This is a genomic window from Lonsdalea quercina (assembly GCF_900107885.1).
In the GTDB taxonomy this organism is placed as follows: Bacteria; Pseudomonadota; Gammaproteobacteria; order Enterobacterales; family Enterobacteriaceae; genus Lonsdalea; species Lonsdalea quercina.
In genome coordinates this window covers 420,372-447,340 of the sequence record NZ_FNQS01000001.1, presented here as the reverse complement: position 1 = coordinate 447,340, position 26,969 = coordinate 420,372, and the positions used below count along the sequence as shown (strand labels likewise).

Annotated in this window: 20 protein-coding genes; 7 read left to right on the top strand and 13 right to left on the bottom strand. The window is 54.4% G+C overall.

Annotation, left to right across the window (positions count from 1 at the left end; all coding sequences use genetic code 11):
* Positions 1 to 18 precede the first annotated feature (18 nt).
* Positions 19 to 1,467 carry a tRNA uracil 4-sulfurtransferase ThiI gene (gene thiI, locus BLU64_RS02005; RefSeq protein ID WP_074727779.1) on the top strand — a complete coding sequence of 483 codons (1,449 nt, stop codon included), beginning with the start codon at positions 19 to 21 and terminating at the stop codon, positions 1,465 to 1,467.
* A 59-nt stretch (positions 1,468 to 1,526) separates the two neighbouring features.
* Here thiI and yajL read toward each other — a convergent pair whose 3' ends face one another.
* Positions 1,527 to 2,117, bottom strand: coding sequence for a protein deglycase YajL (gene yajL / locus BLU64_RS02000; protein ID WP_074727777.1), 591 nt, complete (start codon positions 2,115 to 2,117; stop codon positions 1,527 to 1,529).
* Complete coding sequence (gene panE / locus BLU64_RS01995) at positions 2,080 to 3,003, bottom strand: 2-dehydropantoate 2-reductase (RefSeq protein WP_026742875.1); 924 nt, start codon at positions 3,001 to 3,003, stop codon at positions 2,080 to 2,082. Before panE ends, yajL begins: the two co-directional genes overlap by 38 nt.
* A 190-nt stretch (positions 3,004 to 3,193) precedes the next feature.
* Between panE and BLU64_RS01990 the strand changes: the two genes are divergently transcribed.
* Positions 3,194 to 3,685, top strand: a complete 492-nt coding sequence (locus BLU64_RS01990; RefSeq protein ID WP_026742874.1) for a YajQ family cyclic di-GMP-binding protein — start codon at positions 3,194 to 3,196, stop codon at positions 3,683 to 3,685.
* Between the two features lie 48 nt (positions 3,686 to 3,733).
* On the opposite strand, the gene putA is transcribed toward BLU64_RS01990, so the two are convergent.
* The 11 genes from putA to BLU64_RS01935 all read right to left on the bottom strand — a co-directional run bounded on the left by putA (position 3,734) and on the right by BLU64_RS01935 (position 19,549).
* Entirely contained in the window at positions 3,734 to 7,513 is a 3,780-nt protein-coding gene (gene putA / locus BLU64_RS01985; protein ID WP_051625512.1) for a trifunctional transcriptional regulator/proline dehydrogenase/L-glutamate gamma-semialdehyde dehydrogenase, read from the bottom strand.
* A gap of 81 nt (positions 7,514 to 7,594) precedes the next feature.
* Positions 7,595 to 9,136 carry an amino acid ABC transporter permease/ATP-binding protein gene (locus tag BLU64_RS17755; RefSeq protein WP_026742872.1) on the bottom strand — a complete coding sequence of 514 codons (1,542 nt, stop codon included), beginning with the start codon at positions 9,134 to 9,136 and terminating at the stop codon, positions 7,595 to 7,597.
* 259 nt (positions 9,137 to 9,395) lie between these two features.
* Entirely contained in the window at positions 9,396 to 10,232 is an 837-nt protein-coding gene (locus tag BLU64_RS01975; protein ID WP_081825707.1) for an ABC transporter substrate-binding protein, read from the bottom strand.
* Positions 10,233 to 10,699: 467 nt separating this feature from the next.
* Positions 10,700 to 12,079 carry an MFS transporter gene (locus tag BLU64_RS01970; RefSeq protein WP_026742871.1) on the bottom strand — a complete coding sequence of 460 codons (1,380 nt, stop codon included), beginning with the start codon at positions 12,077 to 12,079 and terminating at the stop codon, positions 10,700 to 10,702.
* A gap of 145 nt (positions 12,080 to 12,224) precedes the next feature.
* A complete protein-coding gene (gene cyoE, locus BLU64_RS01965; RefSeq protein WP_026742870.1) occupies positions 12,225 to 13,115 on the bottom strand; it encodes a heme o synthase in 891 nt (296 codons plus the stop codon).
* A gap of 16 nt (positions 13,116 to 13,131) precedes the next feature.
* Positions 13,132 to 13,464 carry a cytochrome o ubiquinol oxidase subunit IV gene (locus BLU64_RS01960; RefSeq protein ID WP_026742869.1) on the bottom strand — a complete coding sequence of 111 codons (333 nt, stop codon included), beginning with the start codon at positions 13,462 to 13,464 and terminating at the stop codon, positions 13,132 to 13,134.
* Positions 13,464 to 14,078, bottom strand: a complete 615-nt coding sequence (locus BLU64_RS01955; RefSeq protein ID WP_026742868.1) for a cytochrome o ubiquinol oxidase subunit III — start codon at positions 14,076 to 14,078, stop codon at positions 13,464 to 13,466. The genes BLU64_RS01960 and BLU64_RS01955 overlap by 1 nt, the downstream gene beginning before the upstream one ends.
* Positions 14,068 to 16,062: a cytochrome o ubiquinol oxidase subunit I gene (cyoB, locus tag BLU64_RS01950; RefSeq protein WP_074727775.1), complete on the bottom strand. Its 1,995-nt coding sequence runs from the start codon at positions 16,060 to 16,062 to the stop codon at positions 14,068 to 14,070. The genes BLU64_RS01955 and cyoB overlap by 11 nt, the downstream gene beginning before the upstream one ends.
* Positions 16,063 to 16,082: 20 nt before the next feature.
* Complete coding sequence (gene cyoA, locus BLU64_RS01945; protein WP_026742866.1) at positions 16,083 to 17,030, bottom strand: cytochrome o ubiquinol oxidase subunit II; 948 nt, start codon at positions 17,028 to 17,030, stop codon at positions 16,083 to 16,085.
* 419 nt (positions 17,031 to 17,449) lie between these two features.
* The gene (gene ampG, locus BLU64_RS01940) at positions 17,450 to 18,919 is read right to left on the bottom strand and encodes a muropeptide MFS transporter AmpG (protein WP_026742865.1); all 1,470 of its coding nucleotides are present in this window, start codon (positions 18,917 to 18,919) and stop codon (positions 17,450 to 17,452) included.
* A 51-nt stretch (positions 18,920 to 18,970) separates the two neighbouring features.
* Positions 18,971 to 19,549 (bottom strand): lipoprotein, encoded by a 579-nt coding sequence (locus BLU64_RS01935; RefSeq protein ID WP_026742864.1) that lies wholly within the window; start codon positions 19,547 to 19,549, stop codon positions 18,971 to 18,973.
* A gap of 346 nt (positions 19,550 to 19,895) precedes the next feature.
* Between BLU64_RS01935 and bolA the strand changes: the two genes are divergently transcribed.
* The 5 genes from bolA (at position 19,896) to lon (ending at position 26,792) form a co-directional block, all read left to right on the top strand.
* On the top strand, positions 19,896 to 20,210 hold the full coding sequence (gene bolA / locus BLU64_RS01930; RefSeq protein WP_026742863.1) for a transcriptional regulator BolA: 315 nt from the start codon (positions 19,896 to 19,898) through the stop codon (positions 20,208 to 20,210).
* 287 nt (positions 20,211 to 20,497) lie between these two features.
* Positions 20,498 to 21,802 carry a trigger factor gene (tig, locus tag BLU64_RS01925; RefSeq protein WP_026742862.1) on the top strand — a complete coding sequence of 435 codons (1,305 nt, stop codon included), beginning with the start codon at positions 20,498 to 20,500 and terminating at the stop codon, positions 21,800 to 21,802.
* 378 nt (positions 21,803 to 22,180) lie between these two features.
* Complete coding sequence (gene clpP, locus BLU64_RS01920; protein WP_026742861.1) at positions 22,181 to 22,804, top strand: ATP-dependent Clp endopeptidase proteolytic subunit ClpP; 624 nt, start codon at positions 22,181 to 22,183, stop codon at positions 22,802 to 22,804.
* A 164-nt stretch (positions 22,805 to 22,968) separates the two neighbouring features.
* Entirely contained in the window at positions 22,969 to 24,243 is a 1,275-nt protein-coding gene (clpX, locus tag BLU64_RS01915) for an ATP-dependent protease ATP-binding subunit ClpX (RefSeq protein ID WP_026742860.1), read from the top strand.
* Between the two features lie 188 nt (positions 24,244 to 24,431).
* Positions 24,432 to 26,792 (top strand): endopeptidase La, encoded by a 2,361-nt coding sequence (lon, locus tag BLU64_RS01910; protein WP_026742859.1) that lies wholly within the window; start codon positions 24,432 to 24,434, stop codon positions 26,790 to 26,792.
* Positions 26,793 to 26,969 lie beyond the last annotated feature (177 nt).

Sequence of the window (26,969 nt, the reverse complement as noted above, 5' to 3'; positions counted from 1 at the left end):
CAAGTAACGACAGCCACCATGAAGTTTATCATTAAATTGTTCCCGGAAATCACCATCAAAAGCCAATCTGTGCGGTTGCGCTTTATCAAAATCCTCACAGGGAACATCCGAAACGTTTTAAAACAGTATGATGAAACGCTGGCGGTTGTCCGTCACTGGGATCATATCGAAGTTCGTGCTCAGGACGAAAGTCAGCGCGTCATTATACGTGATGCCCTGACGCGTATCCCGGGGATTCACCATGTCCTCGAAGTGGAAGAGCACGACTATACCGATTTGCACAATATCTTCGAGCAAACGCTGGCCATGTACCGCGATCAGGTGGAAGGCAAAACCTTCTGCGTGCGGGTCAAACGTCGCGGCAAGCACGACTTCAGCTCTCAGGACGTTGAGCGTTATGTCGGTGGCGGCCTGAACCAGCACATCGAGAGCGCGCGCGTCAATTTGACCTCGCCGCAGGTTACCGTGCATCTGGAAATCGAACAGGATCGTCTGCTGCTGATTAAAGGCCGCTACGAAGGGATTGGCGGCTACCCGATCGGGACGCAGGAAGATGTACTGTCGCTGATTTCGGGCGGCTTCGACTCCGGCGTGTCCAGCTACATGCTGATGCGTCGCGGTTGCCGCGTGCACTTTTGCTTCTTCAATCTGGGGGGCGCCGCGCATGAAATCGGCGTTAAGCAGGTGGCGCACTATTTGTGGAACCGCTTCGGCAGCTCGCATCGCGTTCGCTTCGTCGCCGTCGATTTTGAACCGGTGGTGGGCGAAATTCTTGAGAAAGTCGACGACGGCCAGATGGGCGTTGTGCTGAAACGTATGATGGTGCGGGCGGCCTCGAAAGTGGCCGAACGCTATGGCGTGCAGGCGCTGGTGACCGGCGAAGCGTTGGGACAGGTCTCCAGCCAGACGCTCACCAATCTGCGTATGATTGATAACGCGACGGATACGCTGATTCTGCGTCCGCTGATTTCGCACGATAAAGAACACATCATCAATATGGCGCGTCAGCTGGGCACTGAAGATTTTGCCAAGACCATGCCGGAGTATTGCGGCGTGATCTCCAAGAGTCCGACGGTTAAAGCGGTCAAAGCGAAAATCGAACACGAAGAGAGTCACTTCGACTTCGATATTCTCGATCGCGTCGTGAGCGAGGCGCGCAATCTGGATATTCGTGAAATTGCTGAGCAGACCACGCAGGAAGTGGTGGAAGTCGAAACGGTGGACGCGTTCGCCGCCAACGACATCCTGCTGGATATCCGTTCGCCGGATGAACAGGACGATCGTCCGCTGACGCTGGAACAGGTCGAAATCCGGTCGCTGCCGTTCTATAAGCTGGCGACCCAATTCGGCGATCTGGACCAGAGCAAAACCTATCTGCTCTATTGCGAACGCGGCGTGATGAGCCGTCTACAGGCGCTTTATCTGCGCGAGCAGGGCTTTAATAATGTGAAGGTGTATCGCCCCTGATTGGGCGAAGCGATGTAGGTAAAAAAAGGCGCTTCGGCGCCTTTTTTAATGCATGAAAATCAGTCCTGATAATTGTAGATGCCCGGGGGCAGCACCAGCTGAGCGGCTACCTCGGCCGCCTTTGCCTTGCCGACCAGCAGGTCAATCAGTTTCAGGGCGAAGTCGATGCTGGTGCCCGGTCCCTGGCTGGTCAGGAGGTTGACACGCGGGTCGAAGGCGACGCGTTTGTCGAGCCATTTCTCTTCCGGGATTTGCGATTTCAATCCCGGATAGCCGGTCATATTCCCTACCGGGAAGAGCTGATGATACTCCAGCACCACGGCGGGGGAGGCGCAGATCGCGGCGACGATGTTGCCCTCCAGATGCGTCTGGCGCAGGCGTTCGATGAGCAGCGGGCTGTCGCGAAAGCACTCAGCCCCTTCCAGTCCGCCCGGCAAAACCACCGCGTCGAAGGCGCGGTCAGCCACGGCCACCAGCGGGACCTCCGCCAGAATACGGACGCCGCGCGAGCAGATGATGTTCAGATCGCCGTCGCCGGCGACGCTGGCGGTCGTCACCTGAATCCCCGCCCTGACCAGCAGGTCAATCGTGGTGACCGCTTCGATTTCCTCGCTACCAGGGGCCAGGCAAACCAGTACCGATGCGCTCATATTCACTCTCCTTTTGCTTAATCTGTTCGAACAGGCGGCGATTTTCCGGCAGCGTTAAGCCGTGAGCTCGTCCGCGTTTCAGCAGGTAGCCGGTAATGTAATCAATCTCGGTGTGCCGCTGCGCCAATATATCCTGCAGCATTGAGGAGGTATTGGCGGCCGTGTTGTGGATGATCTGATGGATATAGAGTAACAGGCTTTCGGTCGAGGTGTGCAGGCCCTCCCGGTCCATGACCTGCGCTATCTCCTGGCACAGCGCCGTCAATGCCTGCGCATGGAACGCCAGCTCACCGTTGGTGCAGCGCAACAGCGCGGTCAGCGGGTTGATCACGCAGTTGGCGGCCAGCTTCAGCCAGCAGGTAGCGGTGATATTGTTATGCCAGGCCACGTCCGGCAGGGCCTGTTGCAGGATTTCCGCCAGCGAGCTCTGGTCGTCAATGTCATTGACGCCGCCGATACTGACGCGGCCGATATGGGTCGTGCCTGCGGCGATATGGGTGACGGCCGTGCGATCGCGGCGTGCGGCGTGGGTGGTGATGCCGGCCAGCACCGGTTGGGTTAACGTCGGAAGTTCTTCCAGCGTTCCCATGCCGTTGTGCAATAGCAGGATCGTACAGTTCGGACGCAGACGCGGCAGGAGGGTGGAGACGGCGTCAGAGACCTGCCAGGCTTTGAGCGTCACCAGCAACAGCTCGCTCTGCGCCAGATGTTCGGGATCGTTGGCGGTGAGATTCAGGTTGCGGTGCTCTCCGTTGAGCGTGATCACATTCACCGGACAGTAGGGACGGGGAATGCGCAGCCAGCCTTGTACGTCGTGCCCTTGCTGATGAAGCGCTGCAAGCCAAAGTTGCCCGATAGCGCCGCAGCCGAGGACGGTAATATTCATGCCTCTCTCCCAGGGTAAAATGAAAATGTGATCTACATCACTTCATACATGATAAGCCATCGCTCATTGGTTTGTCCGGCGTATTCGCCGCCTGCGCTTGGCGTTCTGTATCGTGCTCCTGCGTGCATTTTGCTTATGACTGGCGAGCAGGTATCATGCTCGGCAGCCTTTTTGTGTCAGGAGATAAATCATGCCATCTTTCGATATTGTTTCGGAAATTGATATGCAGGAAGTCCGCAATGCGGTAGAGAATGCGTCACGCGAGCTGAGCACCCGCTGGGATTTCCGCAACGTGCCCGCCAGCTTTGATCTGAATGAGAAAGCGCAAACCATCAAGATGGCGAGCGAGTCCGACTTCCAGGTTAAGCAACTGGTGGATATTCTGCGGGAGAAGCTGGCCAAACGTGGCATTGAAGGCAGCGCGGTAGAGGTGCCTGAAGAGCTGGAGCACAGCGGTAAAACCTACAGTGTGGAGGCCGGGCTGAAGCAGGGAATCGAGACGGCTCAGGCGAAGAAACTGGTCAAGCTGATCAAAGACAGCAAGCTGAAAGTTCAGGTGCAGATTCAGGGCGAGCAGGTGCGAGTGACCGGTAAGTCCCGTGACGATCTGCAAAGCGTGATGGCGCTGGTGCGCGGCGCGGATCTGGGTCAGCCTTTCCAGTTCAATAATTTTCGCGACTAAGCGGACTTCTCCCAGAAGCAAAAGGCCAGCTAAGCTGGCCTTTCTGTTCTAAAGCGTCATCAGACGCGTATTGCCTCCCGCCGCCGCCGAATTGGTGCAGACTGCGCGCTCAATCAGCAGGCGCTCAAGCCGAATGGCGCGGTCTCCGCTGCTCAAGCCCTGCACCGATACGATCGGGCCGTGTCTGGCGGCCAACTGAGTACAGACATTCTGTAGCGAAACGGCATTACCGTGATGGATAACCGCGTCGAAAGGCTGTTCGTAAAGCGTCGAAGCGGGCGCGATGTTGATAGCCGATTTAACGTCAGTGGGCAGCTTTTCGTAGAGCGCAATGTTCATGGAGGCGTCCGGCCACAGCATTTTGCCGCCCACGCTGGCGACGGCCGCCAGTTGAATCAGCAAATCCTGGGAATTCAGCGCCAGCCCCAAAACGCGTTCTCGGGGCAGGAGCCGGTAGTCGTTATCTTCGCCGGTGGGGCCGGGAAGCGCGCTAACGGTATACCCGGCGCTATTTTCTTTGAACGTTTTGCAACAGTGCAGCAGCTCGCTGTTTTGCTGCTGCTCCGCCCACGCTTTCAGTGCCGTAAAGGCGTTGAAGGTGCCAGGCTCCGTCGGCATGGCTTCCGGTCCGGCGACTGCGGTGTAGCGCAATCCTCGCAGCGAGGCATCGGCAGGGCACTGGCTTAGCAGACGATACAGGTACAGCGGCCCGCCCGCCTTGGGGCCGGTGCCGGAGAGTCCCTCGCCCCCGAAGGGCTGAACGCCGACCACCGCGCCCACGACATTACGGTTGATGTAGACATTGCCCACTTTGATGTTTTCCGTCACTTTATTAATGGTGCGGTCGATGCGGGAGTGAATGCCGAAGGTAAGGCCATATCCCAATGCGTTGATTTTATTCACCAACTCCGGCAACTGGCGGCTGTCGTAACGCAGTACGTGCAGCACGGGGCCGAACACCTCTTTTTTCAAATCTTCGATCGCGTTGATTTCAATGAGCGCGGGTGTGATGAAGTAGCCTTGCGCATCGTCTGCGGCGTCGCCCATCGAGGTATGACTGGCTTGAAACACGGGGAAGCCTTTGTCCCGCATTAAGCTGATGTGCGCGCGGATTCCGCCCATGGCTTCTTCATCGATAACCGGACCGATATCCGTGGACAGCTGTTCAGGGTTGCCCATCTGATATTCGACCATCGTGCCGCGCAAGGCTTCGAGCAGCGGCTCGGCGACGTCATTCTGGATACACAACAGTCTTAACGCGGAGCAGCGCTGACCGGCGCTATCGAACGCGGAGGTCATGCAGTCGATAATGACCTGCTCCGGCAAAGCGGACGAGTCGACAACCAGGGCATTGATGCCACCGGTTTCCGCAATCAGGGGAATAGGACGTCCGGCGTCGTCCAGGCGTCCCGCAATCTTTTGGTTTATCGATAGGGCGACGGCGGTAGAGCCAGTAAACATCACCCCTTTGACGTTCTCGTCGGCGATCAGCGGCTCGCCGACGGTTTCGCCTCGTCCCGGCAGCATCTGCAAGACGTCGTTTGGAATACCGGCTTCGTGCAGAATATTCACGGCAAGGTAGGCGATAAGCGGCGTTTGCTCGGCCGGTTTGGCAATCACCGTATTGCCGGTCGCCAACGCGGCGGCTATCTGGCCGGTGAAAATGGCCAGCGGGAAATTCCAGGGGCTGATGCAGACGACGACGCCCAGCGGCACGTGGCTGTCATTTTCGAACGTCTGCTGAACCTGCAAGGCGTAATAGTTGAGAAAATCCACGGCTTCGCGAACTTCGGCGATGGCGTTGCTGTAGGTTTTTCCCGCCTCTCTGACCAGCACGCCGATGAGTTCGCCAATGCGTTGCTCCATCAATTCGGCGGCACGGATCAATATTTCCGCACGGTCCGAGGGCGCAACGGCGGACCACTGACGCGTCGCCTGTTGCGCGGCAGCCAGCGCATGAGCGACATCGATGTCGGTCGCTTCGCAAACGGTGCCTACGATATCGCGCGGGTTCGCCGGATTGATGATATCGATTGGCGTCCCAAGTGGGGAACCTGTCGCCGTGAGGGGCTGCGCATGAATTTTCTCCTGCGAGCTGTGCGTCAGGGTTGTGAACAGTTCATGCAAACAGACTTCGCTATACAGGTTCAGCCCCCGCGAGTTCTCTCGGGATGCGCCGTAGATATGTCGCGGCAACGGGATGCGGGGGTGCGGCAATCCGAGCTGGCTTTCCGTTTTCGCTAGCGCTGCGACGACATTGACGGGGTTTGCGATCAGGCTGTCGAGAGAAACGTTCGGGTCGGCGATCTGATTCACGAATGAACTGTTGGAGCCGTTTTCGAGCAAACGACGGACCAGATAAGGCAGCAGGGTTTCGTGCGAACCGACCGGCGCATAGATGCGGCAGGGGCGATTCAGGCGCTCTTCGCCCACGACTTCCCGGTAGAGCGGGACGCCCATGCCGTGGAGGCACTGAAACTCATACTGATGCGGGGTAACGTTTTCCCCCGCCAGATAAAAGATAGCCGCCAACGAGTGAGCATTGTGTGTCGCAAACTGGGGGTAGAACAGTTCCGGCTCGGACAAAAGAGCTTTCGCGCAGGCCAGAAAGGAAACATCGGAGTAGACCTTGCGCGTAAACACCGGATACGCGCCAAGGCCGGCGACCTGCGCGCGTTTGATTTCACTGTCCCAATAAGCGCCTTTCACCAGTCGTACCCGCAGGCGGCGCTGGGTTTGTCGTGCCAAATCTTTCAGGTAGTCGATCACGCTGAAGCAGCGCTTCTGGTAGGCCTGGACGACGAAGCCGATGCCGTCCCAGGACTGTAGTTCCGGCTCTTCACACAGCCGCGTCAGTAAATCCAGCGAGATGTCGAGTCTGTCGGCCTCTTCGGCGTCAATGGTGATCGGCACATCATAGGATTTGGCGAGGAGCACCAGCGACTTCAGCGTGGGATATAGCTCGCTGAACATCCGTTCATACTGGTGCAGCGTATAACGGGGATGCAGCGCCGAAAGTTTGAGTGAAAACTCCGTGCCGTCATAAATGCCTTTCCCCTGGCTGTGCTTGCCAATGGCGTGCAGCGCTTCCTGACAGCGTTGAACGTAGTTGTCGGCGTCTCGCTGGGTCAGCGCCGCTTCGCCCAGCATGTCAAAGGTGTAGGTGAACCCGGCTTTCTCGATGGGAGTGATCGACTGCAACGCCTGCGAAATAGTTTCTCCGGTGACGAAATGTTCGCTCATGACATGCATAGCGACGTCCATCGCTTTACGGATCAGCGCGGAAGAGGCGGTAGCGATAATCGTATTCATGCTGTGGGACAAGGCGTGCTTGTCGCCATAACTAACGACCGAACCGGTGACGAGCAGTCCCCACGTCGCGGCATTGATAAACAGAGATGAATTTTTACCCAGGTGAGACTTCCAGTTCTGTCCTGAGAGTTTGTCGCGAATCAGTAGGTCGCGGGTGTCGTCATCCGGTATACGCAATAGGGCTTCGGCCAGACACATCAGCGCGACGCCTTCTCGTGAAGACAGGGAGTATTCCTGCAACAAGTTCTGGATCATCGTTTCGCGATTTTTACTGACTTTCTTCTTACGTAACGATGAGGCCAAGGTATAGGCCAATTGATGGGTCTTTTGGTCTATGTCGTCAGGTATGTTAAGGGTCTCAAACAGAGAGGACACCACTTCCTGCTCAGGTTGGTCCCAGACCAGCGCGATGGCTTGTCTCTTGTGATCTCTGGAGGTCCAATGCGTAGATAATTCAGCGAACGGCGAAACTTTTTCTCTGTCCATAACATCATCTCTTACGGTATCGATAGCCATAGTAAACCTCACGTTACTTAATCTTAGTCTACGGCGGGAAAGCAGCCGCTACGGTGAATTTAGCCCGTCCATCGTTCTTGGCTATAGCGCGAGTGTCGTTAGCGCACTCTTCTGATTGTGGAGAAATTTCACTAATCTCTCGTCCGTGGAATGCAGGATGTCATTCGGTGAACCGACGGCGAGAATCTCACCTTCTTCCATAAAGACGATGCGATCGGAGATTTTGAATGCGAAGGACATTTCGTGCGTCACGATCACCATCGTCATCCCCTCGTTAGCGAGGTCTTCAATGACTTTCAGCACATCGCCGACCAGCTCCGGGTCCAGCGCCGAAGTCGGTTCGTCGAACAGCATGATGGAAGGTGTCATCGCCAGCGCACGGGCGATCGCCACGCGCTGTTGCTGGCCGCCGGAGAGCTGGTGGGGGTATTTGTGCGCGTGTTCAAGCAGCCCGACTTTCTTTAGCAGCGTTAACCCCTGAGCCAGAATGTCGTCTTTGGCGCCGGTATGATGGTAGAGCGGCGCGAACATCACATTTTCCAGCGCGGTCATGTGCGGGAAAAGATAGAACCCCTGGAAAACCATGCCGATTTTCTCGGCCTGCTGGTAATAATGTTGCGTCGGCCTGCCGTTATCCGTGGGGTGAAGGAAAGGCTGGTCATCCAGTAATATTTTCCCCGCATCGAGCGACTCCAGACCGTTCATGGTCCGAATTAACGAGGTTTTTCCCGAACCGGATGGGCCGATGATGGCGATCACTTCGCCTTTTTTGATCGCCAGGTTGATGTTTTTCAGCACCGGTTTATTGCCGTAGCGTTTGCAGATGCCTTCCAATGCCAAAGTTACGCGGTGCTTGTCGCTGGCATATTTGCGGGCGGACTGCGGCGCGGGAGCGGGCGGTTGCGCCTGTAGCAAGGCGAGTTCGTGATCGCTTAAACCCCGGGCTTTTCTGCCGCTGGTATCGAGCCATTTTTCCAGCGCGGTCACCAGCCGGTCGAAGACGGTTACGATGAAGATGTAATAGCACGACACGGCGAGCAGCGTTTCGATGACCTTGAAGTTCTGGGTATACAGTCGTTGTCCCACCAGAAGAATTTCCCCTAATGAAATCACGGACACCAACGACGTCAGTTTGACGATGACGATGAATTCATTCGCCAACGCGGGAAGCGCGATGCGCATCGCCTGCGGAATGATGATGCGCTTCTGTATACCGGCATAATTGATATTGAGGGATTTCGCCGCTTCCAGTTGCCCTTTGTGCACGGACATCAACCCGCCGCGATAAATCTCAGCGATAAACGCGGATTCGCACAGCACCATCGCGATCAGACCGGAAATAAACGGCGATGACAGAAGATCTGACGTCGAGGTAAAAAATTGCGGCAGGTTATAGATCAGGATAATCAAAACCAGGAGCGGTAAGCTTCTGAAAAACCAAATATAGACCTTGGCGAGAGCGCGTAGAAACAGGAAATGGGATTGTTTCGCCAGCGCCAGAATGAGGCCCAAAATATTGCCGCCGACCCAGGAGGCGACGCTGAGCGCAATCACGACGAGCGTGGCTTGCCAGAAGTCAGAATAAGAGAACAGTTCAAAGAAATAATGAGTATCAAAATCCATAGTTTATCCTGTGATGAAATTGACGCTGGCATCAGCGATCATGCATCTGGATGGTTCACCGGAATAACACGCATGATGAATAGCGACGACCGTGCTTTCTGTTCGCGATGATATGACGACGGCGAATCGGCGACGTCCTGTTCGCTACGACGGCATAAGCCGTAAAATCCGGTCAAGGCGCAAAGGAAGCCTGACTGATGATGCCCTTTCCCACACGGTCAGACCTCTGCACATGTGGGGAAGGGAACGGGATAATGATCTATTGCAGCGTGCCGTTTAACGCGGCCTGTACTTCGTTGGGGGAATACGCCTTTAAATTGTATTTTTCCAATAGCTGCTGGTATTCCGGTGATTTGATGACCGTCTGGACGGCGGTATTCAGGCTGCTGAATTTCTCTTGGTTGCCTTTTTTCACGCCCAGTCCAATCAGAATGGGATAGACGATGCCGCTGCTGACCGTCAGTTTCTGAGTTTTGTTGGCGACGTCAAAAGCCACCGCCGCATCGTCAAACTGGACGTCTACCGCGCGTGACAGCACGGCCTGACTGGCTTCAGGCGCGGTGGGGAATTCACGGATATCGATGGGCTTTAGCCCTTTATCCACGCACAGCGTCTTGGAACCCTGCGACATTTTCAACACCCATGCCGCCCCGCTGATGGAACTGACTTTTTTACCGCACAGCATGCCAAGTTCCGTTGGCTGAAACGGGTCGCCTTTTCTCGCGATCAGAACGCCGCCGGTTTTGACATAGGGAATAAAATCGATCTGTTTGGCGCGTTCAGGCGTGATGTAGAGTGAAGACGCGATCACGTCAAATTTGCCCGTATTCAATCCCATAATCAGGTTGGCGAAGCGCGTATCGATGAACTCGGGCTTGGTTTTGAGTTCTGTTGCCACGAGCTGGATGAACTCGGCATCGAACCCTGCGGGCTTATGATTATCGAGATAGTTATAGGGAGGATAGGTAAGGTCGGCGCCGACTTTCAGCGGTGCGGAAAAGGCCGGGGCGTTCGACAGGGCGCTGAGTGCGGCGCAGAAATACAGAGCCTTTCTGAGCGTAAAAAAAGCAGAGTTGAAAGGTTTTTTCCCAGTCATGATGATTTCCTTATTGTGCGGTAAGTCAGCCTGCTGTGTGGGTGCGATTCCTATTTGTTAAGCATATACCGTGCCATTTTATTGCCTCGTTCCTCTGCACGGCTCCCCGTCTGCAATGCGGCCAACGAATAGCGACAAGGCAGCGCCCATTGTTCGGGATAGTTAAGAAAAATTAATCAATATAGCTCCGGCGATCTTGGGTTTGCCAGACGCGCGGCAGAGCGGGAATGTCGTCTGTCTCAGCCTCAATGTGCAAATGAGCGGTTCTAGGAGGAACGGGATATGTCTCTTCGTTGTGCGTCTGCACAAGGGCGGTGCATCGCATGGTGCAACGGACGCGCAGAAAAAGGTGCCTGAATTAACGGGTTTTTTGGCTTGAAGAGGGAGGAACGCCCCTCGATAAACGGGGCGTTTTACGCTTAGGTGAGAGAGGCGATGGCACAATCGACACGGTCAGCACATCGGTATTAGACCGACGCCGATGCGGTATGGAGCCACTGCTCCAGTGTCTGACGGTTGGTCTGTTTGTTGTCGATTTTGACATAGGCGCTGAACTCGTGAGGCACAATGATGACCTCGGCGACGCCCGGCAGGCCGCGCATTTTTTGCTCCAGCTGAGGGTCTTGCAGCGTTTGATCGGACAGGGCGATCCGCAGGCTGCTGAGATAGGGCGGTTCCTGCATCGTAAAGCTCAGTATCAGCCAGCCGAGCGCGATGATGACGCCGGCGCTAAAGACCAGCGCGGCGCCGTGCAAGTCAAACAGCGCGCCGCCCAGACTGCCGCCAATCGCAACGCCGATAAACTGCGTGGTGGAGTAAACGCCCATGGCGGTCCCTTTGTATCCGGCCGGGGCCTCTTTACTGATCAGCGAAGGTAGCAGGGCCTCCATCACATTGAATCCCAGCAGAAACAGCTGAATACCGATGATAATTCGCCACAGCTGGTTGGTATCCGCACTCAGCAGTACCAGTTCGGCAGCGATCAGAATGACGATGCAGACGACAAATACCTGCTTCATGCGGCGCTTCAGCTCGGCATAAATGACAAAAGGCACGACGGCGACGAATGAAATCAGCATTGTCGCCAGATACACTTTCCAATGATCCTGAGGCGGAAGTCCCGCTTGCTCCATTGCGCGCGGCAGCGCCACGAAGCTCGACATCAGGAGAATATGCAGGCACATGATGCCGATATTCAGCTTCAGCAGTCGGCTATTTGCCAGCACCTCTCTGACGCTGCCGCGCACAATCGCCGACTCACGATTCAGCACGTGCTGTGCGGCGTTCGGGATAAAGGCGAGCGTGATGATTATCGCGATGACGGAAAGCATCGCGATCCCCCAGAAGAGCGCATGCAGCCCCAGCGCGTGGGTGACGATAGGGCCGACCACCATTGCGATGGCGAAGGTGACCCCAAAACTGACGCCAATAAACGCCATCGCTTTGGTGCGGTTCTGTTCCCGCGTTAAATCCGACAGCAAGGCCATGACCGCAGCGGAGATTGCTCCCGAACCTTGGAGTGCGCGGCCGAGAATAATGCCCCAAATAGAGTCGCTGAGAGCGGCGATAACGCTACCGATGGCGAACATCAGCAGACCGCCGACGATGAGGGGTTTTCGGCCGATGCGGTCTGACATCAATCCGAATGGAATTTGGAAGATCGCCTGCATTAAGCCATAGATACCGATGGCGACACCGATCAGGAATTCGCTGGCTCCTTGTAACGCCATACCGTATGTGGTCAACACCGGGAGGACCATGAACATGCCCAGCATGCGAAGTGAAAAGACCGTTCCCAGCCCCCACGTGGCCCTTAACTCGGCAGGCGTCATTCGGTTATCGTTCATCTATACCTCGGGTGTTTTTCTGGCTCTATTTTAGAGCCTCTTGCGCACGCGCGTAAATGCGCGTTTCGTTGCCTGATTTGCGGAGTCGGAGAGAAATAAAAAGACAGACGGCATGCCGTCTGTCTTTTTCTGCAAGCTGACGTCCTTAGCGGAGGTAAGTCAGCATCGCTTCCTGAGCGGGCGTAATAGAGTCGATCGACATCATCACGCTCAGCGAGGTGATGGCGACAATCGAGAACACGAACAGCTTTTTGGCCCAAAGGCGATCGTCATTCAGGTTTTTATAACCAGAGAGCGCCATGCCCAGCCACCACAGGCTGACCGCCGCTGCGACCACAAGATATTTGTATCCGGCGTAGCCGCCCAGAGAGAGCATCAATGTGGCGATCATAAACGCCAGAATATACAGCGTAATATGATGCTTCGCGACGGAGATCCCTTTCACCACTGGCAGCACTGGAATATTCGCGGCCTGATAGTCTTTGAAGCGGAAGATAGCGATAGCGTAAGAGTGGGGCATCTGCCACAGGCTGAAAATCAGCAGCAGGATCAGCGCGCCAGCGTCGAACTGGTTGCTGACGGCGCAGTAGCCGATGACCGGCGGAGCCGCGCCAGACAGGCTGCCAATCAGCGTGCCGTAAACAGAATGCCGTTTCATGTAGAGGCTGTAGACGCCGACATAAACAATGAAGCCAATTACCGCCAGCCACATGGCTAGCGGATTGGCGGCGACATACAGCAAGGCAAAGCCCGCAATACCCAGCAGCGCGGCATAAGCCAACGTTACCTTCAGCGAAATCAGCCCTCGCACCAGAACGCGGTTTTTGGTCCTCTCCATTTTTTTGTCGATATCGCGGTCGATCACGTTGTTGAAAACGCAACCGGAAGCCACGACCAGCGACACGCCGAGGAGCGTCGCTATAAACAGGGGATAATCAATGCTGCCGTTGGCCGCGAGTAAAAATCCCCCGATGACAGAAATCAGGTTGCCAAAAATAATGCCCGGCTTGGTGACCTGTAGGTATTGCTTAATCATCATGGTGACGGTCCAGTTACTGAATCATCATGTTGTGATGGGTGTTCCACATAATCCATATAGAACCCCCAACTACAATCGCGATAATCAGGGCGGTAAAGACAAGCGCGACAACGTTCCAGCGCTCTTGCGACGACGTGTTCAGGTGCAGGAAGTACACCAGATGGACCAGAATCTGTACGACGGCGCAGCCGACCACGGTCAGCATAATGATGTGCGTCGCCGCGGCGTCGGTCATCACCATCGCGAAGGGGATCACGGTGAGGATAATCGACAGGATAAAGCCGGTCAGATAGGACTTGACGGTGCCGTGGCTGGCACCCGCACTGTCATGCGTAGAATGGCTCATTACATCGCCCCCATCAGGTAAACAACGGTGAAGACGCAGATCCACACCACGTCCAGGAAATGCCAGAACAGGCTGAGGCACATCAGACGGGTTTTATTGGTCGCGGTCAGACCGCGGCGTGAGACCTGAATCATCATGATAACCAGCCAGATCAAACCGCTGGTGACATGAATACCGTGTGTGCCGACCAGAGCGAAGAAACCGGACAGGAATGCGCTGTGATCGGGTCCGTATCCTTCCGCAATCAGATGATGGAACTCATAAAGTTCCATACCGATGAAGATCAGACCAAACAGGAACGTCATCGCCAGCCACTGGTTAACCCGCGACTTATCGCCCTTGTTCATGGCGATCATCGCCATGCCGTAGGTGATGCTGCTGAGCAGCAGGGCAAAAGTTTCGACCAGCACGAACGGCAGTTCGAAGATCTCTTTGCCCGTCGGGCCTCCGGCAACGCCATCGACCAGGACGGCGTAGGTGGCGAACAGCGAGGCGAACAGGATACAGTCGCTCATCAGGTAGATCCAGAAGCCGAAGACTTTCGTCGCTCCCGCATCGTGATGCCCATGCTCTGCATGGGCGGTATTTGTGTGACTCAAAGTATCAGTGGACATTTTTCACGCCTGCCTTGCTGAGTTTCTCGAAATTTGCGTTTTCAATGCGCTCGATTTCTTCCACGGGAACGTAGTAGTCCACGTCCTGATTGAAACTGTGCACAATCCAGGTCGCTATCATGCCGACGAAACCGACGGCGGCGAGCCACCAGATGTACCAGATCATGGCGAATCCGAAGACCAGAGCGAAGGCGGAGATGACCAGGCCCGCGGCAGTGTTCTTAGGCATATGAATCTCTTCATAGCCGCCGTTTGGTCGGCGATAAGCCTCGCCCTTCTCTTTCTCTTCCCAGAACGCATCACGGTCATGAACCTGCGGGACGACCGCAAAGTTGTAGAACGGGGCAGGGGAGGACGTCGCCCACTCCAGCGTACGCGCATCCCATGGGTCGCCGGTCAGATCGCGGTTCTGTTCGCGGTCGCGGATACTGACGACGAACTGAATCAGCTGGCACAGAATACCCAGCGCGATCAGCGCGGCGCCGGCGGAAGCAACCAGCAGAAGTGGGTGGAATTCCGGATTGATCTGCTGGCTCAGGCGACGGGTCATGCCCATGAAGCCCAGCGCATACAGCGGCATAAAGGCGACAAAGAAGCCGATAATCCAGCACCAGAAGGCACGCTTACCCCAGGTTTCGTTCAGGGTGAAGCCAAAGGCTTTCGGGAACCAGTAGGTGATCCCTGCGAAGCAGCCGAACACCACGCCGCCGATGATGACGTTATGGAAGTGGGCGATTAGGAACAGGCTGTTGTGCAGCACGAAGTTCGCGCCCGGTACGGCCAGCAGTACCCCGGTCATCCCGCCGATAGAAAAGGTGATGATGAAGCCGATAGTCCACAGCATCGCCGAGTTAAGCTGAATGCGGCCCTGATACATGGTGAACAGCCAGTTGAAGATTTTCACCCCGGTCGGGATGGAAATAATCATGGTGGCGATGCCGAAGAAGGCATTCACGTTCGCGCCCGACCCCATCGTGAAGAAGTGGTGCAGCCACACGATAAACGACAGCACGGTGATGGCGATGGTCGCCCACACCAGGGACGTATAGCCGAACAGCCGTTTACGACAGAAGGTTGCGGTCACTTCGGAGAACACGCCGAAGACCGGCAGCACCAGGATGTACACCTCAGGATGGCCCCAGGCCCAGATGAGGTTGATATACATCATCATGTTGCCGCCCATATCGTTAGTGAAGAAATGGGTGCCCAGATAACGGTCCAACGTCAGTAACGCAATGGTGACCGTCAGGATAGGGAATGCAGCGATGATGAGAACGTTGGTGCACAGTGACGCCCAGGTGAACACCGGCATCTTCATCATGCTCATGCCGGGCGCGCGCATTTTCATGATGGTGGCGAAAAAGTTCACGCCGGTCAGCGTGGTGCCTAGCCCGGATATCTGTAGACTCCATATCCAGTAGTCGACCCCGACGCCGGGACTGTACTCCTTACCCGAAAGGGGAGGATAGGCGACCCAACCCGTCTGAGCGAATTCGCCCACGCCCAGCGAGATATTGACCAGGATGACTCCGGCGACAAACATCCAGAAGCTGAGTGAGTTCAGGAAAGGGAAGGCAACGTCACGAGCACCGATTTGCAGCGGAACGACCAGGTTCATCAGGCCGACCACGAACGGCGTCGCCACAAAGAAGATCATGATCACGCCGTGCGCGGTAAAGATCTGGTCGTAGTGATGAGGTGGCAGGAAACCTGCTTCACCTGCCGAGGCCAGAGCCTGCTGAGTACGCATCATGATGGCGTCGGCGAAGCCACGCAGCATCATCACCAGCGCGACGATAACATACATGATGCCGATTTTTTTATGGTCGACGGTCGTGAACCATTCGGTCCACAGCCATTTCCATTTGCCAAAATAGGTGATCAAGGCCAGCAACGCCAGCCCACCTAGAATAATTGCTGCCACGGTGACCATGATAATAGGTTCATGGTACGGAACCGCATCAAGAGTTAATTTTCCGAACATCGTATTATCCCTCGGCTCCTTTAATGAGAGGAGTGCTCGCTCATGTCCATGCCTTCATGAGATTGCATGCCTTCATCTTTCGGCGCGCTTTCTGCATGGTGCTGCATGTGCATTTCGTTGCCAGTAAATTTAGTAATCACCTGTCGGAACAGGTTCGGCTGTACCTGCGAGAAGTACTCGACGGGATGGTATTCACTGGGGAGAGCCAGTTTTTCAAATTCGCCCATGTTGCTCAACGTATGGGAGGACTGACGCACCGTATTCACCCACTGGTCAAACGCTTGTTGATTCGGCGTCGCGATAGCGGTGAATTTCATGCCGGAAAAACCTTTGCCGCTATAAGCACCGGAAATACCGTCGTACTTGCCGGGTTCATTCGCAATCAGGTGCAACTGCGTCTGCATACCGGCCATGGCGTAAATCTGTCCGCCGAGGCGAGGGATAAACAGCGAGTTCATGACGGAGTTTGAGGTGATTTTGAACGAGACGGGAACGTTGGCCGGGAAGGCGAGTTCGTTCACGCTGGCAATACCCAAGTCGGGGTAAATAAACAGCCATTTCCAGTCAAGCGATACGACTTCGACGTTAATGGGTTTGACGTCGGAATCCAACGGTTTGTAAGGATCAAGCTGATGGGTTGTCTTCCAGGTAATGGTGGCGAGGATGACGATGATGATGATGGGTACTGTCCAAACAACGGCTTCGATCTTGTTGGAGTGTGACCAGTTTGGCGTGTATTTGGCCTTATCGTTGGAAGCTTTGTACTTCCTGGCAAATACGATAGTCATAATGATCACGGGGATGACAACGATCAACATCAGCCCGAGGGCAGTCAGTATTAGCGAACGTTGTTCAAGCCCAATTTGTCCTTTGGGGTTCATCAGTGCCATATCACAGCCGTTAAGGAGCAGGGTGGCTGCAAATAAAGAGAACATCCCCAAAAATTTATTGTATTTCCTGAGTCTCATCTAGCGACCTCAATGACAAGGGGCTCTATCTGTTATTCACGCGAGCGGGCATTTTACGGGAAGGTTACCACACTGTAAACATGATTAAAGTGTTGTCAGTTGCTTGTTGCTCTGATTTTCTCTTTGTGTCACCAGTGTGGAGGTTTGTGAAAAAATATAATTAAAAACAGTGGGTAATAGTTTCTACAGAAAATGGCATGTCCGTATGAAAAATGACAACGCGTCCTCAAAATTATCGTGCCACCGTTATTAAGGTCTAGTGCGAGATGACGGTTTGTCAACGTAAAAAAGGTGGAAAAAGAAGATGACGACGGCCGAAATACAACGGCCATGCGATGTCGGCTGTGGATAACATTGGGTCGGGAGTATGAGAAAAAAGGCAAGAAGAGGCTGCTATGACGCAGCCTCTTTAGTACTGCTTACGTACGCCTGAGCGACAGATAATCTAATAGACTGCCCATAATGAGTCCGATCGCAGCCAACGCCACGCCCATGGTCATTAACGCTTCAGCCGCCGATGATCTATGCAGCCATCCCAGTGCGAACATACCCCAAACCGCCGCCCCGAGCGCGAAGCATGCGGCGCCGGAAAACAGCGTGCGCACCGCCAGCGTATACCCGCGAGAGTAGGCGCGTCGCGGCAGAAAATCATCGTGAGTCTGGGTGTATTCCAGCGTGCGGCGGCACAGTAAGAGCAGCAGCAGACCGGGGAAAGAGATCCCGACAGAGAACAGATAAAACCAGGCCCAGCCGTAATCTTCGACGAACCAACCGGCCAGCGGACCGACATAAACTCGGCCCACGGAGGCCAGAGCGGACAACAGGGCGAACTGTGTGGCGGAGAACGATTTGTTGCACAGGGCCATCAGCAGAGCGACGAACGCCGCCGTCCCCATACCGCCGCACAGGTTTTCAATGAAAATGGCGGCGCCCATGGAGAACAAATGCTTGTCCGTGATCGCCAGCAGCCAGTAGCCCGCATTGGAGACTGCCTGCAACAGTCCGAAAATCATCAGCGCCCGGAAAAGCGACCAGCGCTGCATCAGTATCCCGCCGTATAACGCGCCGACGATGGTGGCGAAAAGGCCGAGCGTTTTATTGATAAGGCCGACATCGCCAGCATCGAAGCCCACGCCGCGAATAAGAAACGTGGTGCTCAGGCTGACCGCGAAGGCATCGCCGAGTTTATAAAAAATTATCAGCAGCAGAATCAGCCAGGCGTTATTACGACCAAAGAAATCACGCAGCGGCGCCATCACGGCCTGTTCCAGCGAACGCGGCGCGGGCTGAGTATTGTTCGGCTCCGGGGCCAGCCAGGTCGCCAACGTACATAGCAGCATCAGACCCGCCATCAGCCAATAAGTTGACTGCCAACCCAGCAGGCGGTCGGCAATCCACAGCGCCAGCCCGCCGGAGACCAGCATCGCCAGCCGATAGCCCAGCACGGAGACCGCAGCCCCACTGCCGCGCTCCTGTGGAGGCAATAAATCTGTTTTATAGGCGTCGAAGACAATATCCTGGGATGCGGAGAAGAAAGCGATAACGACGGCTAGCGCCGCCAGCCACCAGAGATCCTGCGCGGGGGTTAATGTCCCGATGGCCGCAATAGCCGCCACGAGGCCCAATTGCGTGAGCAGCAGCCAGCCGCGACGTCGACCGAAGAAAGACGGCGTATAGCGATCCATCATCGGCGACCAAAGGAATTTAAAGACATAGGCCTGGCCGACCAACGAAAAGAAGCCGATGGTTTTGAGATCGACGTTCTCCACGGTCATCCAGGCTTGTAGCGTGCCGGAGGTCAATGCCAGAGGCAGGCCCGAGGCAAAACCCAGAATAAGCAGGATCAGTGAATTACGTTGCTTGAAAAGCGTAGGGAGCTGACTAGGCATGCAACATCCTTTTACTTGCCCCGGGGACGGGGCAAGGGAACCTGCGTAAAATTAATGGGCGTTGGTTTTGATGAATTCGTTGACGCTAGTGTCTTGCGCCATATCGCTGATCACATCGCCTAATACCTGATTCACCGCAGTGGTGATCTTGTTGTTGGTGGCCGTCAACGCACCTTGTACATTGTAAGTGGAGCGGTAGTTTTTGACCTGCTTATTGCCATTGGCGGCTTGAGCGATGATCGAAATATCCGCTTTGGTGGTGATGGTGTAGCGCAAGTTGCCTTCAGTGACGTCAGCATACAGCGTATTCACCACAATTTGCAGCGCGACCGGACCGCCGGTGCCGATCATGTAGCCGCGCGCGGACATCTGTTTCTCTAATGCTTCCTGCAACAGGAAACGGAGATCGCGCGAGGGGAGCAGTGTGACTAACTGACTATCGCGGTTCACTTTAGCCAGTGCTTGATCTTGACGCAGATCGGCTCCGTTAATGCTTATTGTCACGCCCATCAGGCTGGGATCCTGAGAAGGCAACGCGATGTTAGGGTTAATATTTAGCGTATTACCTTTGCCTGCGCAGCCCGCCAGCGCCATGATGGCGAGCAGCGGAAAAATAATTTTTTTAAACATGCGAATGTTCTCAGTAATAATAAGAAGGTTAAACGTTAAAAACGCGCGATATCATACCATTGACTTAGGCAAGAGAAAGAGCGGTGAATCGTCCGCGTCGCAAGTTCTTCGCCTGTAGGACAACCGATTCTGTTTTTATCATAACTTCCTGAAGAAAAGATATGCCGCACCTTGTCGGAGTCCCCTCAGTACCGGCATTAGCGGATTATTCTGCATGCTGTTTCCCCTGTGAAAACATAGCCCGGCGGCGTCGCCAGCGAGAGAAAATTCCCGTGATCGCACACACCGGCCATGTAAAATGATATCTATGTTGTCCGGTTCCCAAACTGTTACTAAAGGTTAATTCATGATCCGTGAAACCATTGAAGCCAAGCTGCATGCCGGATTGGCGCCGCAACACCTTGAGGTCATCAACGAAAGTCATCGCCATCGGGTGCCAGCGGGGGCGGAGAGTCATTTCAAAGTGGTGCTGGTCAGCGATCGTTTTGACGGTAAACGTCTGATTCAGCGCCATCGCGCGGTCTATGAGCTGCTGACTGAGGAGATGGCGGGTGCCGTGCATGCGCTCGCGCTGTACATTTACACTCCGCAGGAGTGGCGCGATCAGCACCAAATCGCCCCTGCATCACCAGCTTGCGGCGGTGCGGGAATCGACCGTTAACGCCGGTGATGCCACGGCGTAAAGTCTCCCCGTATCATATCCAAAGCGGTAATTCCTCGTGGGGCAATACGAGGGTGACTCTCCTCGACTCGGTCAGCCTATGCCGCTATAATGCCGCGTCTTATTTTTCCTGAATGTATTCGGGACGCTTCTGACTACAAGGAACGGGTCTGGTTCGCGAGGCCGTCCTGGTGATGTGAGTCTGTGATCAGAAAGCCTGCCTTCGGGCGCTTTGTGAAAACGGCTTTTGAGGTTGACCGAGCACTGTGATTTTTTGAGGTAACAAGATGCAAGTTTCAGTTGAAACCACCCAAGGCCTTGGGCGCCGCGTAACGATTACCGTTGCTGCTGACAGCATCGAGAATGCTGTTAAGAGCGAGCTGGTCAACGTGGCAAAAAAAGTTCGTATCGACGGCTTCCGTAAAGGCAAAGTGCCGATGAATATCGTTGCTCAGCGTTATGGCGCTTCCGTGCGTCAGGACGTGCTGGGCGACTTGATGCAGCGTCAGTTTGTTGATGCAATCATCAAGGAAAATATCACTCCCGCAGGCGCGCCGAAGTATGTTCCGGGCGAATACAATGCGGGATCTGATTTTACCTATAGCGTCGAGTTTGAAGTGTATCCAGAAGTAGAGCTGAAAGGTCTGGATAGCATCGAAGTCGAAAAACCGCTGGTGGAAGTTAAAGACGAAGACGTCGACGCCATGCTGGACACCCTGCGTAAGCAGCAGGCGACTTGGAAAGAGGTTGAACGCGCAGCAGAAGCTGAAGACCGCGTAACTATCGACTTCAGCGGTTCTGTCGACGGTGAAGAGTTTGAAGGCGGCAAAGCCTCCGACTTCGTACTGGCGATGGGCCAGAACCGTATGATCCCGGGCTTCGAAGACGGTGTTGTCGGCCACAAGGCGGGTGAAGAGTTCACTATCGAAGTCACCTTCCCGGAAGACTACCACGCAGAGAACCTGAAGGGTAAAGCCGCTCAGTTCGCTATCGTACTGAAAAAAGTCGAAGAGCGTGAGCTGCCGGAACTGACTGCTGACTTCATCAAACGTTTCGGCGTTGAAGATGGTTCTGTCGCCGGCCTGCGTACCGAAGTGCGCAAAAACATGGAACGTGAGCTGAAGTCTGCTGTGCGTAACCGTGTGAAAACACAGGTTATCGACGGTCTGGTCGACGCTAACGACATCGATGTTCCGGCTGCGCTGGTCGACGGTGAAATCGACGTACTGCGCCGTCAGGCCGCACAGCGTTTCGGTGGCGACGAAAAACAGGCTCTGGAACTGCCGCGCGAACTGTTTGAAGCACAGGCTAAACGTCGCGTTGTTGTCGGTCTACTGCTGGGTGAAGTGATCAGCACCAATGAGCTGAAAGCCGATGAAGACCGTGTTTCCGCGATGATCGACGAAATGGCAGCTGCCTACGAAGATCCGCAGGAAGTGATCGAGTTCTACAAAAAGAACAAAGAAATGATGAACAACATGCGTAACGTCGCTCTGGAAGAGCAAGCGATTGAAACGCTGTTGTCTCAGGCCAAAGTGACTGAGAAAGAAGTCGGGTTCAATGATCTGATGAACCAGACTAACAACGCGTAATCGCGTTAACCTTTCGAGGATGTCGGTCTAATACAGCCCGCAGTTTTAACGCTGCGGGTTTTTTTTCTGCCTGATTATGTAACGGTTTCTCCTGAAATTACGACCGCTAAGCATTTATTTGCACTATCATTAATCTTAGCGTAAGCCGAATCCACAGCGCTTCTTTCAGAGTAATGCTGGGTGAATCGAAAATAATCGGTGATGTAAGCTTGAAAATCGACACAAGACGCCTAATTGTCCGATAATCGATGACGTATCGCTGGATATTCTGAGTACTCAAGGTAGGGCAGCCATCCAAGGTCTGGGCGTGGTTTTCACTTCGTATCTCAAGTAGAATCGGGCAAGATGCGCCAAATGCATTTTATCTAGGAGACGTTGATGTCATACAGTGGCGAACAAGTAAAACAGGCTCCGCATATGGCCCTGGTGCCAATGGTAGTAGAGCAGACAGCACGTGGGGAACGTTCTTACGACATCTATTCCCGCTTATTGAAAGAGCGTGTGATCTTCCTGACCGGTCAGGTCGAAGACCATATGGCGAATCTTATTACGGCTCAGATGCTGTTTCTGGAAGCTGAAAATCCTGAGAAAGACATTTATTTGTACATCAACTCGCCGGGTGGGGTGATCACCGCGGGAATGTCCATCTATGACACCATGCAGTTCATCAAGCCGGACGTAAGTACTATCTGTATGGGACAGGCGTGCTCAATGGGGGCGTTCCTGCTGACTTCCGGTGCGGAAGGCAAACGTTTCTGCCTGCCGAACTCGCGCGTTATGATTCACCAGCCGCTGGGCGGTTATCAGGGACAGGCGACGGATATTGAAATTCACGCCAAAGAAATCCTGAAAGTGAAGTCACGGATGAATGAACTGATGGCTAAACATACGGGACGGTCTCTTGATGAAATAGAAAGAGACACGGAACGTGACCGTTTCCTCTCTGCCGATGAGGCAGTAGACTATGGATTAGTCGATTCTGTATTGACTCATCGCGACTAAATCCATTTGATGATGGTCGTTCTGTATAGCTGTAGACGGTGTTCGGCCGATAGTCTTTTGTGCGAGTGTGATTGCGCTTATTGGCTATAAAATAGTGGCGTTCGCTGTAGCGCTATCGCTGTATGGTTAGCCTGCGGGCAAGAGACTAAAGAAGAGGTTTACTGATGACAGATAAGCGCAAAGACGGTTCAGGAAAGTTGCTGTACTGCTCTTTCTGCGGCAAAAGCCAGCACGAGGTTCGTAAGCTGATTGCCGGGCCGTCAGTGTATATCTGCGATGAATGTGTTGACTTATGTAACGACATTATTCGCGAAGAGATTAAAGAAGTGGCCCCGCATCGTGAACGTAGTGCGTTGCCGACTCCGCACGAAATTCGTCATCACCTTGACGATTACGTGATTGGTCAGGAGCAGGCTAAGAAAGTTCTGGCCGTGGCCGTATACAACCACTACAAACGTTTACGCAACGGTGACAGCAGTCATGGCGTTGAGCTGGGCAAAAGCAACATTTTGCTCATCGGCCCCACCGGTAGCGGTAAAACCCTACTGGCAGAAACACTGGCTCGATTCCTTGACGTGCCTTTCACCATGGCTGATGCCACGACGTTGACCGAAGCCGGTTACGTGGGTGAAGACGTTGAGAACATCATCCAGAAACTGCTGCAGAAATGTGATTACGACGTACAGAAAGCGCAGCGCGGCATCGTTTATATCGATGAAATCGACAAAATTTCTCGTAAGTCGGATAACCCGTCGATTACGCGTGACGTTTCTGGCGAAGGCGTGCAGCAGGCCCTGCTGAAGTTGATTGAAGGGACCATCGCCGCCGTTCCGCCTCAGGGCGGTCGTAAGCATCCGCAGCAGGAGTTCCTGCAAGTGGATACCTCGAAGATCCTATTCATCTGCGGCGGTGCGTTCGCAGGATTGGATAAGGTTATCGAGCAGCGTACAGACACCGGTCGCGGGATTGGCTTCAATGCGACGGTAAAAGGTCTTTCGCAGAAAGTGACAGAAGGCGAGCTGTTGGGCCAGGTAGAGCCGGGCGATCTGATCAAGTTTGGTCTGATTCCTGAGTTCATCGGTCGTCTGCCAGTAGTGGCGACGCTGAAAGAGCTGGATGAGGCCGCGCTGATTCAGATTCTGCGTGAGCCGAAGAATGCACTGACCAAGCAGTATCAGGCGCTGTTCAAACTCGAAGGCGTCGAGCTTGAGTTCCGTGACGATGCGTTGACGGCCATCGCGAAAAAAGCTATGGCGCGCAAGACCGGAGCACGTGGCCTGCGTTCCATCGTGGAAGCCGCGCTGCTGGAAACCATGTATGAATTGCCCTCTCAGGACAGCGTGGACAAAGTCGTGATCGATGAATCCGTCATCGCGGGTCAGTCCGAGCCGCTCCTGATCTATGGCAAACACGAAGCGCAACAAGCCTCTGGCGAATAATTCGCCTAAAAATCATCTTAGAAGAACAAAATGGGGGGTGTTAGCCCCCCATTCCTTTTTCAGCGCGATCTATCGTTGAATGTAGGATATTTATCCCCATATACTCGAATATCTAGAGGCGAAACCGTGAAGAGCCTGTTTCACGAGATTCCCTTAACCTGGCGGAAATGAAACTAAGAGAGAGCTCTATGAACCCTGAGCGTTCCGAACGCATAGAAATCCCCGTATTGCCGCTGCGCGATGTGGTGGTTTATCCGCACATGGTCATTCCGTTGTTTGTTGGTCGGGAGAAGTCAATTCGGTGCCTTGAAGCCGCAATGGATCACGATAAAAAGATCATGCTGGTTGCACAGAAAGAGGCCTCAACGGATGAGCCAGGTGTTAACGATCTTTTCTCGGTTGGGACGGTAGCCTCCATTCTTCAGATGCTGAAATTGCCTGACGGTACCGTTAAGGTACTGGTCGAAGGCTTACAGCGAGCGCGTATCACCACGCTGTCTGACAGTGGAGAGCATTTTGCCGCGCAGGCTGAATATCTGGACTCGCCTGAAATTGAAGAGCCTGAGCAGGAAGTGCTCATGCGCACGGCGGTCAATCAGTTTGAAGGCTATATCAAACTGAACAAAAAAATCCCGCCTGAAGTCCTGACGTCGCTGAACAGTATCGACGACGCGGCCCGTCTGGCTGACACGATTGCCGCACACATGCCGTTAAAACTGTCCGATAAGCAGTCGGTCCTGGAAATGTTTGACGTGACGGAACGTCTGGAATACCTGATGGCGATGATGGAGTCGGAAATCGACTTGCTCCAGGTTGAAAAGCGCATCCGTAGCCGCGTCAAAAAGCAGATGGAAAAAAGCCAGCGCGAGTATTACCTGAATGAGCAAATGAAAGCCATTCAGAAAGAGCTGGGCGAGATGGATGACGCGCCGGACGAAAATGAAGCGCTAAAACGCAAGATTGAAGCGGCTAACATGCCGAAAGAAGCCCGGGAAAAAACCGAGGCGGAGCTGCAGAAGTTGCGGATGATGTCGCCGATGTCCGCGGAAGCTACCGTCGTGCGCAGCTACATCGACTGGATGGTGCAGGTTCCCTGGAACTCACGCAGTAAAGTCAAAAAGGATCTGGCCAAAGCCCAGCAGATGCTGGATAGCGACCACTATGGCCTGGAACGCGTAAAAGAGCGCATCCTTGAATATCTGGCGGTACAGAGCCGTGTCAGTAAAATTAAGGGGCCGATTCTGTGCCTGGTAGGGCCGCCGGGGGTGGGTAAAACCTCTCTGGGACAGTCCATCGCCAAAGCGACCGGACGTAAATATGTCCGTATGGCGCTGGGCGGCGTGCGTGATGAGGCGGAAATCCGCGGTCATCGTCGCACCTACATCGGTTCCATGCCGGGCAAACTGATCCAGAAGATGGCGAAGGTCGGGGTAAAAAACCCGCTTTTCCTGCTGGATGAGATCGACAAAATGTCTTCGGACATGCGAGGCGACCCGGCTTCTGCGCTGCTCGAAGTGCTCGATCCGGAACAGAACGTGGCGTTTAACGACCACTATCTGGAAGTGGATTACGACCTCTCGGACGTCATGTTTGTGGCCACTTCCAACTCCATGAATATCCCAGCCCCGCTGCTGGATCGTATGGAAGTGATCCGTCTGTCTGGCTATACCGAGGACGAAAAGCTCAACATCGCGCGGGAACACCTGTTGCCGAAACAAATTGAGCGCAACGCCCTCAAGAAGAATGAGCTGAAAGTAGATGACAGCGCGATTATCGGCATCATCCGTTACTACACCCGTGAAGCGGGGGTACGTAGTCTGGAACGTGAGCTTTCCAAGCTATGTCGTAAGGCGGTCAAATCGCTGCTGATGGACAAGTCCCTTAAGCACATTGAGATCAATGGCGACAACCTGAAAGAGTTCCTTGGCGTTCAGCGCTTCGACTACGGTCGTGCGGACGATGAGAACCGCATCGGTCAGGTGACTGGCCTGGCGTGGACCGAAGTCGGCGGCGAGCTGCTGACGATCGAAACCGCCTGTGTGCCAGGTAAAGGAAAGCTGACTTACACCGGTTCACTAGGCGAAGTCATGCAGGAATCGATTCAAGCCGCATTGACCGTGGTACGCGCGCGCGCTGACTCTCTGGGTATCAACTCTGACTTCTACGAGAAGCGCGACATCCACGTTCACGTACCGGAAGGTGCGACGCCGAAAGACGGTCCGAGCGCGGGTATCGCCATGTGCACCGCACTGGTCTCATGCCTGACGGGGAACCCGGTAAGAGCCGATGTGGCGATGACGGGGGAGATTACGCTGCGTGGTTTGGTGCTGCCCATCGGCGGTTTGAAGGAGAAACTGCTGGCGGCTCATCGCGGTGGTATTAAAACCGTGCTGATTCCAGATGAAAACAAGCGTGATCTGGAAGAGATTCCGGCAAACGTGATTGCCGATCTGGATATTCATCCGGTAAAACGTATCGAAGAGGTGCTGGAATTGGCGCTGCAAAATTCGCCTCATGGCATGAAGGTGGTGACTGCGGCGGCGAAATAGTGACCTGTTACATAAACCGTACATAAAATAAAGGCTGGTAAGTGTAATGATGCTTGCCAGCCTTTTTTTGTGCGGCTAAGTTAGAGCACTGTTAATCGTACGGCTAACCTCCGTGGATTTAACTGAATGTTAAAAGCTAATGCTGCGCCATAAAATAAGGGATGCAGCCACAGGATT

What these genes read in the sequence shown, in the direction of transcription:
- clpP (WP_026742861.1), top strand. Translation starts at nt 22,181, where the DNA reads ATGTCATACAGTGGCGAACAAGTAAAACAGGCTCCGCATATGGCCCTG.
- BLU64_RS01975 (WP_081825707.1), bottom strand. Translation starts at nt 10,232, where the DNA reads ATGACTGGGAAAAAACCTTTCAACTCTGCTTTTTTTACGCTCAGAAAG.
- BLU64_RS01970 (WP_026742871.1), bottom strand. Translation starts at nt 12,079, where the DNA reads ATGAACGATAACCGAATGACGCCTGCCGAGTTAAGGGCCACGTGGGGG.
- lon (WP_026742859.1), top strand. Translation starts at nt 24,432, where the DNA reads ATGAACCCTGAGCGTTCCGAACGCATAGAAATCCCCGTATTGCCGCTG.
- BLU64_RS01935 (WP_026742864.1), bottom strand. Translation starts at nt 19,549, where the DNA reads ATGTTTAAAAAAATTATTTTTCCGCTGCTCGCCATCATGGCGCTGGCG.
- panE (WP_026742875.1), bottom strand. Translation starts at nt 3,003, where the DNA reads ATGAATATTACCGTCCTCGGCTGCGGCGCTATCGGGCAACTTTGGCTT.
- cyoE (WP_026742870.1), bottom strand. Translation starts at nt 13,115, where the DNA reads ATGATTAAGCAATACCTACAGGTCACCAAGCCGGGCATTATTTTTGGC.
- BLU64_RS01990 (WP_026742874.1), top strand. Translation starts at nt 3,194, where the DNA reads ATGCCATCTTTCGATATTGTTTCGGAAATTGATATGCAGGAAGTCCGC.
- putA (WP_051625512.1), bottom strand. Translation starts at nt 7,513, where the DNA reads ATGGCTATCGATACCGTAAGAGATGATGTTATGGACAGAGAAAAAGTT.
- yajL (WP_074727777.1), bottom strand. Translation starts at nt 2,117, where the DNA reads ATGAGCGCATCGGTACTGGTTTGCCTGGCCCCTGGTAGCGAGGAAATC.
- BLU64_RS01955 (WP_026742868.1), bottom strand. Translation starts at nt 14,078, where the DNA reads ATGTCCACTGATACTTTGAGTCACACAAATACCGCCCATGCAGAGCAT.
- thiI (WP_074727779.1), top strand. Translation starts at nt 19, where the DNA reads ATGAAGTTTATCATTAAATTGTTCCCGGAAATCACCATCAAAAGCCAA.
- bolA (WP_026742863.1), top strand. Translation starts at nt 19,896, where the DNA reads ATGATCCGTGAAACCATTGAAGCCAAGCTGCATGCCGGATTGGCGCCG.
- BLU64_RS17755 (WP_026742872.1), bottom strand. Translation starts at nt 9,136, where the DNA reads ATGGATTTTGATACTCATTATTTCTTTGAACTGTTCTCTTATTCTGAC.
- tig (WP_026742862.1), top strand. Translation starts at nt 20,498, where the DNA reads ATGCAAGTTTCAGTTGAAACCACCCAAGGCCTTGGGCGCCGCGTAACG.
- cyoA (WP_026742866.1), bottom strand. Translation starts at nt 17,030, where the DNA reads ATGAGACTCAGGAAATACAATAAATTTTTGGGGATGTTCTCTTTATTT.
- cyoB (WP_074727775.1), bottom strand. Translation starts at nt 16,062, where the DNA reads ATGTTCGGAAAATTAACTCTTGATGCGGTTCCGTACCATGAACCTATT.
- ampG (WP_026742865.1), bottom strand. Translation starts at nt 18,919, where the DNA reads ATGCCTAGTCAGCTCCCTACGCTTTTCAAGCAACGTAATTCACTGATC.
- clpX (WP_026742860.1), top strand. Translation starts at nt 22,969, where the DNA reads ATGACAGATAAGCGCAAAGACGGTTCAGGAAAGTTGCTGTACTGCTCT.
- BLU64_RS01960 (WP_026742869.1), bottom strand. Translation starts at nt 13,464, where the DNA reads ATGAGCCATTCTACGCATGACAGTGCGGGTGCCAGCCACGGCACCGTC.